The sequence below is a fragment of the Stenotrophomonas sp. AB1(2024) genome (genome assembly GCF_037482345.1).
GTDB lineage: Bacteria > Pseudomonadota > Gammaproteobacteria > Xanthomonadales > Xanthomonadaceae > Stenotrophomonas.
On sequence record NZ_JBBHKO020000002.1, the window covers coordinates 32811 to 44684 of the forward strand.

At 66.8% G+C, this 11874-nt stretch carries 10 protein-coding genes; 4 read left to right on the plus strand and 6 right to left on the minus strand.

The genetic code is table 11. The features are described 5' to 3' along the window. Position 1: 1 nt before the first annotated feature. Positions 2-1096, minus strand: a complete 1095-nt coding sequence (locus WIX41_RS16730) for an alkene reductase (RefSeq protein WP_339449570.1) — start codon at positions 1094-1096, stop codon at positions 2-4. Positions 1097-1270: 174 nt separating this feature from the next. Between WIX41_RS16730 and lldD the strand changes: the two genes are divergently transcribed. Next, entirely contained in the window at positions 1271-2413 is a 1143-nt protein-coding gene (gene lldD / locus WIX41_RS16735) for an FMN-dependent L-lactate dehydrogenase LldD (RefSeq protein WP_339449571.1), read from the plus strand. Between the two features lie 37 nt (positions 2414-2450). Here lldD and WIX41_RS16740 read toward each other — a convergent pair whose 3' ends face one another. Continuing rightward, positions 2451-2759 (minus strand): hypothetical protein, encoded by a 309-nt coding sequence (locus tag WIX41_RS16740; protein ID WP_339449573.1) that lies wholly within the window; start codon positions 2757-2759, stop codon positions 2451-2453. A 223-nt stretch (positions 2760-2982) separates the two neighbouring features. Between WIX41_RS16740 and WIX41_RS16745 the strand changes: the two genes are divergently transcribed. Next, the gene (locus WIX41_RS16745; protein WP_339449575.1) at positions 2983-3750 is read left to right on the plus strand and encodes a SapC family protein; all 768 of its coding nucleotides are present in this window, start codon (positions 2983-2985) and stop codon (positions 3748-3750) included. A gap of 67 nt (positions 3751-3817) precedes the next feature. Here WIX41_RS16745 and WIX41_RS16750 read toward each other — a convergent pair whose 3' ends face one another. Together WIX41_RS16750 and WIX41_RS16755 are read right to left on the minus strand one after the other, a co-directional pair. Beyond that, positions 3818-5161 (minus strand): CpaF family protein, encoded by a 1344-nt coding sequence (locus tag WIX41_RS16750; RefSeq protein WP_339449577.1) that lies wholly within the window; start codon positions 5159-5161, stop codon positions 3818-3820. Then, positions 5146-6417 carry an AAA family ATPase gene (locus WIX41_RS16755; RefSeq protein WP_339449579.1) on the minus strand — a complete coding sequence of 424 codons (1272 nt, stop codon included), beginning with the start codon at positions 6415-6417 and terminating at the stop codon, positions 5146-5148. The genes WIX41_RS16750 and WIX41_RS16755 overlap by 16 nt, the downstream gene beginning before the upstream one ends. A gap of 291 nt (positions 6418-6708) precedes the next feature. On the opposite strand from WIX41_RS16755, the gene WIX41_RS16760 reads away from it, so the two are divergent. Then, complete coding sequence (locus WIX41_RS16760) at positions 6709-7695, plus strand: AraC family transcriptional regulator (RefSeq protein ID WP_409187531.1); 987 nt, start codon at positions 6709-6711, stop codon at positions 7693-7695. Positions 7696-8011: 316 nt separating this feature from the next. Here WIX41_RS16760 and WIX41_RS16765 read toward each other — a convergent pair whose 3' ends face one another. Next, positions 8012-8875, minus strand: a complete 864-nt coding sequence (locus tag WIX41_RS16765; protein ID WP_339449583.1) for an acid phosphatase — start codon at positions 8873-8875, stop codon at positions 8012-8014. A gap of 84 nt (positions 8876-8959) precedes the next feature. Then, positions 8960-10513, minus strand: a complete 1554-nt coding sequence (locus WIX41_RS16770) for a sensor histidine kinase (RefSeq protein ID WP_339449585.1) — start codon at positions 10511-10513, stop codon at positions 8960-8962. A gap of 332 nt (positions 10514-10845) precedes the next feature. On the opposite strand from WIX41_RS16770, the gene WIX41_RS16775 reads away from it, so the two are divergent. Beyond that, entirely contained in the window at positions 10846-11817 is a 972-nt protein-coding gene (locus tag WIX41_RS16775) for an AraC family transcriptional regulator (protein WP_339449586.1), read from the plus strand. Positions 11818-11874 lie beyond the last annotated feature (57 nt).

The following is an 11874-nucleotide window of genomic DNA, read 5'->3' on the forward strand; positions in this document are numbered from 1 at the left end:
GCTAACCAGACACACTGGGGTAATCGGTGTATCCCTTGGCCCCGCCGCCATACAGCGTGTCCGGATCCAGCTCGGACAAGACCACGCCCAGGCGCAGGCGCTCGACCAGGTCCGGGTTGGCGATGAACGCACGCCCGAACGCGATCATGTCCGCGTAGCCGGACGCGATTGCCTGCTCGGCGTTGTCCTTGTCGTAACCGTTGTTGGCGATCCACGGGCCGCGGAACTTCGCGCGCAGCGCCGCGTAATCGAACGGAATGTTGTCGCGCGGGCCACCGGTGGCGCCTTCGATGACATGCACGAAGGCCAACCCGTCGATGGCGTCCAGGCGCTCGACCGCGCGCTCGAACAACGGCTGCGGTTGCGAATCGCGCGCATCGTTGGCCGGGGTGACGGGCGACAGACGCACGCCGGTGCGCTCGGCACCAATCTCCGAGGCGATGGCACGTACCACTTCGTCCAGCAGGCGGGTGCGGTTTTCGATGTTGCCGCCATACTCGTCGGTGCGCAGGTTGCTGCCGTCGCGCAGGAACTGATCGATCAGGTAACCGTTGGCAGCATGCACTTCCACACCGTCGAACCCGGCGGTGATGGCGTTGCGCGCAGCCTGGCGGAAGTCCTGGACGAGTGCGGGAATCTCGTCCAGGCGCAATGCGCGTGGCTCGGATACCTCTTCGAACCCCTTGGCAGTGAACGTCTTGCCATTGGCGCGCAATGCACTGGGTGCCACCGGCACTTCGCCTTCCGGCAACAGGCTGGTGTGCGAGATGCGGCCCACGTGCCAGAGCTGCAGCACGATGCGACCGCCGCGCGCGTGCACCGCGTCGGTGATCTTGCGCCAGGCATCGATCTGGGCCTGGCTGTAGATCCCGGGGGTGTCCAGATAGCCCTGGCCGAGCGGGCTGATCTGGGTCGCTTCGGCGATGATCAGGCCGGCGCTGGCGCGTTGCGCGTAATACTGAATGGCCAGTGGGTTGGGAACGCGGCCGTTGATGGCGCGGTTGCGGGTGAGCGGTGCCATCGCGATGCGGTTGCCGACGTCGAGGGCGCCGAGCCGGGTGGGGGTGAACAGCGTACCGTTAGCAGACTGGTTCATGTGCGGTGCCTTGGGATGGGGGACAGGAGTACGACACCCAGCATGCGCCCGGGTGCGTTGCAGCGATGGGAAGCATTGTTGTGGGCCGCGGCTGCGGCCAGGCGCGCAAGGCGGAGCGCGGGGTAGATATTTGGTCTAATGGGCGGGTCGTGCACACTCGGCCATGGTTGGACCATGATCATTTCCGCTTCCACAGATTACCGCGCCGCCGCGCAGCGCCGGCTGCCGCCGTTCCTGTTCCATTACATCGACGGCGGTGCCTATGCCGAGCACACATTGCGGCGCAATGTCGCGGACCTGGCCGACATCGCGCTGCGCCAGCGGATCCTGCGCAACGTGGCCGACCTGAGCCTGGACGCCGAGCTGCTCGGTGAGCGCATAGCGATGCCGGTGGCGCTGGGGCCGGTGGGGCTGACCGGCATGTATGCACGCCGCGGCGAAGTGCAGGCGGCCAAGGCCGCTGCCAGCCGCGGCATTCCGTTCACGCTGTCGACGGTGTCTGTGTGCCCGATCGAGGAGGTGGCCCCGGCCATCGAACGCCCGATGTGGTTCCAGCTGTATGTGCTCAAGGATCGCGGTTTCATGCACAATGCACTGGAGCGGGCCAAGGCCGCCGGTGTCACTACGCTGGTGTTCACGGTGGACATGCCCACGCCCGGTGCGAGGTACCGCGACGCGCATTCGGGGATGAGCGGGCCCAACGCCTCGCTGCGGCGCATGCTGCAGGCGGTCACGCACCCGCGCTGGGCCTGGGATGTTGGCCTGCGTGGGCGGCCGCACGACCTGGGCAACATTTCGACGTATCGCGGTAATCCCACCGGCCTGGGCGATTACATCGGCTGGCTGGGCAGCAACTTCGATTCGTCCATCTCCTGGAAGGACCTGGAGTGGATCCGCGAATTCTGGACCGGGCCGATGGTCATCAAGGGCATCCTGGATCCAGAGGATGCACGCGATGCGGTCCGTTTCGGTGCCGATGGCATCGTGGTGTCCAACCATGGTGGCCGCCAGCTGGATGGGGTGCTGTCCACGGCACGTGCGCTTCCGGCGATCGCCAGTGCGGTCAAGGGTGAGGTGGAGATCCTGGCTGATTCGGGCATCCGCAGCGGGCTGGACGTGGTGCGGATGCTGGCGCTGGGCGCGGACGGGGTGTTGCTTGGGCGGGCGTTCGTTTATGCGTTGGCGGCGCAGGGAGAGGCTGGGGTGGCCAATCTGCTGGATCTGGTGGCCCAGGAAATGCGCGTGGCGATGACGTTGACCGGGGCGCGGAGTATTCGGGAGATCAGTGAGGATTCGTTGGTTGGTTTGACGCGGTAAAGCGGTGGTGCGCAAGAGCCTTGGGCTGCGGGTAGCCTTACTCGCAGCGAATGGCGGTGATGATGTTGTTCTTGTCGAGGAACACGCGCAGGCGGTCGGGCCGGCGGTCGCCGGTGGCGATGGTGGAGCCGGGGCCGATGGGCACGATCAGGCCGGCGCCGCTCTGCTTGAAGACGCTGCGCATGGTGGCTTCGTCGGCATTCTTGCCGATGGCCCAGTCCAGGCTTTCGGCGTGGCACTGGCCGCTGCCGGTGATTTCCGGGCCTGGCGCGGTGGCGCAGGCGCTCAGGGACAGGGCGGTGGCCAGGGTCATCAGCGGAATCACGTTGCGTGAACGGGAGATCATGGGGTGCTCCTGCGGTTGCCAGCCCCGACCATACCACCGCCCGGGCGCGACGGTGGCCGGCAATGCCAGGCAGGCTGCGCCCGCCACGACCGGACGAACCAGGCCGGGTATTGCGGTGCCGGCCGGCAGGGGCAATCGTCAAACAGCCACGCTATAGTGGCTGTTCAATGCGGTGCCCGCTTTCGCGCCCGGGCTGTCTGGCGCGCCGTACCTGACTAAATTCATGACTGCTGAAACGACTACTCCGCCGGCCGCTCCGGCCCAGACTTCCGGTCCGCTGTTCTACCGCCAGCCGCTGCCGCTGCAATCGGACAAGCACGCCAACTGGCGCCTGCGCCCAGGTTCGCTGGCGTTCGCTGCCGAAACCAACGCAATTCCGGCCGTGATCGGCGAATTCGGCATGGCCGCCCAGCATTTCCCGATCCTGTTCACCGGCCAGGATGCGTCGCCGATCGTGGCCGTGGGCCTGGCCCGCCGCAACCTGTTCGTGACCGACGGCAAATGGGCCGATGACACCTACGCGCCGGCCTACCTGCGCCGCTACCCGTTCGTGTTCATGCAGTCCGATGAAGACGGTAACTTCCTGCTGGCGCTGGATGCCGACTCGGAGCAGGTCAACCAGGGCGTCAACGATGAAGGCGAGCCGCTGTTCGTCAATGGCAAGGCCACCGAGCTGGTCGACAACGCCATGAAGTTCTGCAGCGATTTCACCCGCGAGTACGAGCAGACCCGCCAGTTCAGCGCCGCGCTGAAGGAGCAGGACCTGCTGGTCGAGCGCAGCATCGACGTGACCCTGCCCACCGGCGAGAAGATGTCGGTGAATGGTTTCCACGTGGTCGATGTGGAGAAGTTCGCCAAGCTGCCCGACGACATCATCGTTGCCTGGCACCGCAATGGCTGGCTGGCTTCGATCCACCATCACCTGAGCTCGCTGGCGCGCTTCAATGCGCTGGTGCAGCGCCAGAGCGCGCAGGTCGCTGCTGCGGCCTGATCACGCGGTTGCGTGATGCCACGAACGGCGGCCGCAGGGCCGCCGTTCGTGCTTGCAGGCCCGTGTATCAGGTACCGCTGCCCGGCCCGGTGCGCAGCTGCCGCCGGAAAGGTTCGAGCTTGCAGGAGCGCGGCGGGATATCCGTCCCGATCCAGTGGTCGTGCTCGCTGCCGTCGGCGTCGACCTGCAGTGCGTGGCGGAACAGTTCCCGGGTATCGATGATGTTGTCGCTGATGCCGGTGATCTCGCTGATCGACGCAATCACGCGGCGACCGCTGCCCAGGCGTTGGATATGCACCACGACATCAACCGCACCGGCGATCTGCCGGCGCACGTTGTCCTCGCTGCCATGGAAACCCGCCAGTCCGGCCTGGATCTCCAGCCGCTGCAGGCAGTGGCGGACGGAGTTGGCGCGGACGGTTGCCATGGAGCCATCGTGACCGGTTCCCATCGCCTGCAGCATGTCCAGCACTTCGGTCCCACGCAGTTCGCCCACCAGGATCCGATCCGGGCGCATGCCAAGGCTGCTGCGCATCAGCTCGCAGATGCCCACTGCGCTCTGGCCATCGGCACCCCCGACGCGACTCTCCAGGCGCACTACATGCGGGTGCCGGAGTGTGAGTTCGGCAACCTCTTCGACGGTGACAATGCGCTCGTCGGCGGGTATGCAGCTGGCCATGGCATTGAGCAGCGAGGTCTTCCCCGATTCGCTGCCGCCGCAGACGAGGACGTTGCAGCGGCCCAGCACCATCGCCTGCAGCAGTGCATGCACGGCCGGATCGAAGGTGCCCATGCGCAGCAGTTCGTCACAGGTGAAGGGGTTCCTGCGGAGCTTGCGGATGGACACGACGGGGCCGTCAAGGGCCAGCGGCGGGATGATCGCGTTGAGATGGCCGCCCGCGGGCAGGCGCACATCCGCGATCGGGCTGTCTTCGTCCAAGCGTCGACCCAGTGGGGCCAGGATGCGGCGCAGGATGCGCAGCAGGTGATCATCATCGGTAAAGCGTTGGCTGATGGGCACCAGCTGCCCGTCCTGGGAAACATGGATATCCCGGTAGCCGTTGATGAGGATGGCGTCGATGGCCGGGTCGCGCAGGAGGTCATCCAGTGGACCGAAGCCGGTCAGCTCCTTGACCAGCGCGGCAGCGACGATTTCCATCTCGGCGGCGTTGACCGGGATGCGCCATTCCTGCACGAACTGGTCGGTCTGGTAAGTCACGTAGCGCGCTACCGTGACCGGCGACCAGGCGTCGACGTCGATCTGGTCGTCCTCGATGCGGTTGAGCAGGTGCTCGTGGGCGGCTGCCAGCACCCTGAGATAGTGGTCGGACTGGGCAAACGGCTGGCGTGGTTCCGTGGCCGGATCCGGATCCGGATCCGGGGCCTGGGCGGGGGCTATTTTCCTTTCCATTGATGGCCATCCAGGACGAGCGCGATGTTTTCCAGCAGGGTGCGCGGCCGGGCCAGCAGGGCGGCCGGGAACAGGCGGCGCAGCAATGGATCCAGGGCGCGCAGATAGGGGGCGCGCGGCGCATCCTGCCACAGCAGATGCCCGTGGTTGGCGCTGGTACGCAGGCGTTCGCAGCAGGGCAGGGTGGCCAGCAACGGCAGCGCGAACCGGGCGGCGATCTGGACCGGGCCGAGCCCGCCGCCCTCGTGGTGGCGGTTGATGACCAGGTGCAGGCGCGCGTCGCGGGTGCCGATGGCGTCCAGGTGTTTCAACAGGTAGTCGAGTGAGACCAACGTGCCGATGGCCGGGTCGGCGATCAGCCATATTTCGTCGGCGCCGTTGAGCAGAGAGCGGGGAATCTGGCGTACCGGAACGCCGCCCAGGTCGCACAGCACCGTGCCGAAGAAGCCGCGCAGGCGCTGCATCAGCACCGCAGGATCGGCGAGGGTGCCGCCGTCGCCACCCGCCGGCTGTCCAAGCAGGCGGAGTCCACCTGGGTGCCGGGCCATCACCGTGCGGACCAGGGTGGCATCGATGCGGTTGGCGTGGCGTAACGCATCCTCGTAATGGAACTGACTGTCCATGTTGAGGTACAGCGCGGTGTCGCCGGTCGGCAGGCCGAGGTCGACAAGCAGCGTGTCGGTGGCGTCGCCGTCGCCGTCGGCAGCGCCCTGCGAGCTGAGCTGTTGCGCCATGACCCCGAGGTGCGCGGCCAGGGTGCTGGTGCCGACCCCGGCGCGCACGCCCAGGAGCAGGATCAGGCGTGCCTTCCCGGTGCCCGGCGCTGGCGTGCCGGGTATATCGGCGGGCAGCGCGGCAGCGCGCCGCAGCACGGTGTCGATCTCGGCGGTACTGGCTTCCAGGTCGAGGATGTCGCGCAGGCCCGCACGCACGGCTGCAAGGATCCCTTCTTCTTCCTTCGGGGACGTCGATCCGACGGCGACCAATGGCAGGTCGGGATGGCTGCGCTGGAGCAGCCGGGCCAATTCGCTGGAAGCCTTCGCGGCACCGCGCAGATAGTCCAGCAGCACCAGGCATGGGCCGCTGCGACGATGGACGTCGAGCGAACCGGGCGGCACGGCGCTGTCCTGCCAGTGCACGCGCATGCCGACCGGAAGCCGGGCTTCGAGCAGGGCGGCCAGGTGGCTGGCCGGGGCATAGAGGACCAGGGTCATCGGGGGCGGCTTGGGATGCAGCAGCTGAAGGGTAGCGGGCATGGGCGGGCATCCTTGCGTGCAGGGCACGATTCTCGGCCACATGAGGCCTGGCGGGATGCACAAAATCGGCAGGGTTCCCCCAGCGTCGCCGGGTGATGGGGCGATTGCGCCGGTGTGACCGGAGAATATTGACGTCGTATGAACATCTTTACGCAGAAACTCGGCGGCGCGGGGGAATTCTGTTGAGTTGATCCAGTGGCGCGTCCAGAACGGAGGCGGCAATGGAAGCAAGGGCTTGCACGGTGGATGGCAACCGCCGTGGAGTCCAGGCCAACCGGGGAAATCACTGTCATGGCTGATGGTGTTGAAGGCGTTGACGATACCGCGCTGCATCAATATGACCTGGCGTCGCTGGGCAGCCTGCTTCGCGTCTGCGAACTGGAACTGGTGCTGCTGGATGACAATGGGCCGTGGGCATCGATCCAGTCGCAGGTGCATGATGAATCGCTGTTGTGCACAGGCACCTGTGGTTTCCAGTTCCGCGCCCGTTTTGTGTTGCCGCCGGAATGGTGCCTGCTTGGCTTCATCCATGAAACCGATGAAGAAAGGAGCTGGTGCCACGGGGTGAGCCTGAGCGCGGGCACGGCACTGACGGTGCGTCCAGACGGAACCAGTGAATTCGCGCTCAGTGCGGGTACGCGTTTCAGTCTGTTGCTTGCCCCGATGCATCGGGTGCAGCGCAAACTCAGCGAGCTCAGTCTGCGTACGAGCCTGCCTTTCGGGCACGCGCTGTCATTGTTCCAGGCCGATGATGGCACCGGTGGATCCCGCATTGGCCAGCGCTACGCCCAGCTCCCCTCATGGCTGGGCGGACACGGCCCCGGCCTGCCGTCTGACGCAGTGGAGACACTGCTGCATGATCACGTGCAGGCCCTGCTCGACGCCCAGGGACAGAGCCGGCCGGCCAATACCCGCGCGCGGCGTGCGCACTACCTCATTTCCCAGCGTGCAGAGACGTTCATGCGGCAGAACCTGCGGCGCAACATCTACATGCATGAGATCTGCGCCGCCGCCGGTGTCAGCGAGCGTGCCCTGCGATACGCCTTCGAGGACCTGTTCGGGACGTCGCCGAACCGGTACCTGTCCATGCTGCGGCTGTGCGCCGCGTGCCGGGGCCTTTCGATGGCCGACGCTACCCGCAAATCGGTCAAGGCGGTGGCACTGAGCTGCGGTCTGTGGGATCTGTCGCGGTTCGCCGACAACTATCGGCGTGTATTTGGTGAACTTCCCCGCGACACGTTGATGCGTGCGCCCGCCTCGGCGGGCATTCCGGCCTGAATGCACGTTTCCGGCAATGTGCCGGAATTGCGCATTCGCTTGCCGCTTTCCTTCCTCGGCTTGCCGGAACGCACGCTCGTGCTGCCGGATCGAGGCGTCTGCGTACCCCGTCCAGGGCTGTAATGGCCATGAAGCGCCAACGCGTGGATGCCACCCTTGACGTACCACGCCACGCGACCGGCACTCTTTGTCCTGGCTCGCTGTCAACCGCGGGATGTCTCCCCCGTCATCGCTCAGGGGGCAGCGAGCCAGGCCATTCCATCCCTTGCGATGCATCCCCGCCGGCACCATGCTCGCTGGTAATCACCACGGTGGCTTACTCCACGCCGGGGATCTTCACCTTCAAGGCCGCCGCCTCGGCATCGCAATCCTGCGGCACCACGCCGCTGCCACGCAGGCTGTCGATTTCGGCACGTGCCGCGCGCATGTCCGCCGCGAACACCTCATTGGCATGCAGCACGGCCACGGTTCCGGCAGCCACGGCGCGCCCCTGCAGCACGTCGCTCTGCCAGTGCGCGTTGCAGATCAACCGGTTTTCACCGAACGCCCGGCCACGGGCGAGCAGGGCGTCGGCCTGGGCAGGACTCAGCTCGCTCAGCAGCAGCGCCCATGCCCAGCTGATTGACGTATGCCCGGACGGATACGAGCCGTCGGTGCGCAGCGACGCTTCATCGGCCGGGAAGCAGGTCTTTTCCTTGTAGAACACGAACGGCCGGGTGCGCTTGTAATGGTCCTTGGCGGCGTAGGTGGCCAGGCCTGCATCGACCAGGCTGCGCTGCAGCAGCAGATACAGGCGCGGTGTGTCCTGCTGGCTGATCGGTACCCCGAGCGCGCAGGAGAACGTGCTGGCCACCTGGGGGAAACGCAGGTCGGCATCGCGGCTGGCCAGTGCGTAGCGCGGGCCCGACTTCAGCTTCTGCGACGCGCGGCTTACCGCCTGGTCGCGGGCGAAGGCGGGCGTGCCCTTGGCTGGTGGCGGCGGTAACAGCGCCAGGCTGTCGGGCAGGGCATGGCCCAGGTAACCGGCAGGAACGCCCGGACGCAGCTCCGGGACGGGCGCCGGTTGGGGCGCAGGCGCGGAGGGAATCAAGGCCGGCGCGGGGCTGGTCAGCGGGCCGCTGGCGCAGCCGGCCAGCAGCGCGGCGAAGGTCAGCAGGGACGCCTTGCGAAGAGCGGGCATGGGAATCTCCAGAGGGATCCGGGCAATCTGTCGTTCCCGGACAACGCGCACAACCGGCTTTCTACGCGTGGGCCGCCAGTAGTTCTACTGGCCGGCCGCATTGCGCGGTGCGGCCTCGCGCAGCGGGAAGCGCACTTCGATCCTGGCACCGCCCAACGGGCTGGTGCCCACGTGAAGTGTGCCGGCCAGCAGTCGGGCGCGCTCTTCCATGCTGATCAGGCCCAGCCCGGGCGCACGCCGCAGGTGGCTGGCCAGGATGCCGACGCCGTCGTCGTCCACCCGCAGCACCACGTGTTGCCCACGCACGCATACCAGCACGTCGGCGACGCTGGCGCGGGCGTGCTTGTCCACGTTGTTGACCGCTTCCTGCACGATGCGGAACAGGCTCAGCTCCTGTTCGTCGTTCAAGCGTGGCGCGTCCTCGATGCTGCAGCGCAGCCGCAAGTGGCCGTGGGCGTTTCGCTTGATGCAGAACGCATCCAGAGCACGGGCCAGGCCGGTGAAGCGCAGGATGCTCGGGTGCAGTTCGTGCGAGATGGCGCGGATATCGTTGGATACGGACAGCAACTGGTCCTGCAGCTCCGCCACGGCCGGGCGCTCGCTGGGCGGGATGTGATTGCGCAACGTGCTCAGCCGGATGGAAATCGCGGCCAGCGACTGATTGACGTCATCGTGCAGGTCCCGCGCGATGCGGGTTCGCTCTTCTTCCTGCACCACCAGCATGCGCCCGGTTACTTCGCCCAGGCGCGCGTGGGCGCGCTGCAGCTTGATCCGGTTGGATTGCTTCTGCTCCGACAGCGCACCGAGGAACAACAACGCAAAGCCGGTGCACAACGTCCAGGCCTGGCCGGTGAGCAGGTTGCGCTCCGGCGTCCAGAATCCGAACGGCCCCATCGTCTCGATGCCCAGCTGCATGCCCAGGACGGCCACGGCCAACATGATGATCGAGGCGCCCGCGATGCCGAACACGATCAGGGCCCATACCAGCAGCGGGATGGGGGCGAGGGTGAGCAGCGGGGTGACCACGCCGTCCTGCCAGTCCACGGTCCACAACACCACCAGCAGCCCGAGCAGGACCAGGGCCAGCCCGAGGGTCTGCCAGTGCCAGCCGTGGCGACGTTCGGGCGCTTCCAGGATGCGCGCCACGTTGACCAGCGCCGGCACGATCAGCAGGTAGCTGACGACGCTGGTAAGGGCGAACTCGCGCATGTGCATCGCACCGGGGGCAGCGTCACGGCCGCCCAGTGCCAGCGCATACCACCACGCGCCACACAGTGGCAGCAGCACGCAGGCCAGCAGCAGGAACAGGGTCAGGTCGCGATAGTCCTCCAGAGCGGCGCGCTCGCCACGCCAGCGCAGCAGCAGCCACGCCACCACGGCCACCATCGCGAACTCGCCCAGACTGGCCAGCAGCCGCGGCAACGCGGACAGGGGTACCAGCAACAACGACAACACGGTGCCGGCGCAGGCGGCCAGCACGCAGCCGCGCCATTGGTTGCGGGGAGTGAAGAGCAACCAGCCCAGCAGTAGTGGGCCGGGAATCCACAGCACATGCAACTGCGGCGCCTGCTGCACGGTGGGCAGCCACTGGCCCAGCATGCACCCAAGCAGCAGGGGAAGGATATTTGTGATGAGCATGCGCACATCCAGTGGAGACGATGTGAAACGCTCGGGACGTAGTAGGGGCACGGAACTGCTGGCAGTGTCGGGTGTATGGACCCCGACCGGGTTCACCTGGCTGCTGGCCTGCACTCTGCACCTCGGGGAGATGCGCGGGATCGCCACACGGCGATCCATGCGCCATAACGTGGTACGACTTTCTGGTGAGCAACGGGACTGCGACCGGTCATGGCCTGGGTGGTGGACGGCATGGCTTGTCGCCTTGTCGTATCTGCCGCACAATCACGTTGATGGGAACAGATTGACGCGATGCGCGCTATCCACATTCCGACCAGATCCGGGAGTTGGCGATGGACGAAGCGATGTGCCCCTACAGCCGTTTCGTGGTTGACGGCTTTGATGCGGACGCCCTGCTGGGGGTCGTGCGCGATACCCGCTTCGAGCAACGGCTGCTGGCTGCCGGCCACTTCCGGGCGTGCGTGCAACGGCTGGTCTTTCCGGAATTCAGCCTTGACAGCGGTGCCTATACGCTGCCGATCTTCGCCAGTGGCAGCTTCAGCCAAGGGATGATCGCACTGGCGCTGGCGGTCACCTGCGCGCAGCCGATGTGGGCCAACGGCCGTTGGATCGCGGCTGGCCAGGTCATGGTGTTTGCCGAGGACAGCGAGTTGAATGTCCGGCCCAGTCCCGGTGGCTGGCAGTGGGCGGTGCTGCTGATTCCCCGTGAGGTGCTGCAGCGTGAGGCGATGCAGCGGGTCGGGCGGGAATTGCGGCTGCCGCGCGACGGCTGGTACAGCCGTGCCGCCGCCCCGCGCGATGCGCTCAATCTGCGCGAGGGCGTGTTCAAGGTGCTGCAGGAGGCCGCCGGTTGGCAGGGGGTGATCCCGCCCGAACAGCTGGCGCAGGAGGCGGCCACTCTGCTGGGGGTGTTCATCGATGCCGTGGCGGCGTCCGATGGTGGACCGGAGCGACGCGGGCAGGGCAACTGCAGCGAACGCCGCCGCGACGCGATTGTCCGCCAGGCCGAGGCGTACCTGAAGTCGCAGTTGCAGAATTCCTATGACAGCGGTGCGCTGTCGCGGCACTTGGGCGTGGGTGAGCGCCAACTGGAGCGGCTGTTCCATGACGTCTACGGACATGGCCCCTGTCACTGGCACAGGCTGGCGCGGCTGAACCTGGCCCGCAGCGCGCTGCGCCATGCCCAGGGGATGGTGGGGGTGACCGAGGTGGCGACGCGCTTCGGTTTCGGCCACTTGGGCCGGTTCTCGGTGATGTACCGCGACGTCTTCGGTGAAAGCCCGCGCGACACGCTGCGTGGCTGAAAAAACATCACGGTGCCATCACGGCGGCACCAGCAAGGTCGAGCCGTTGTGCGGGGC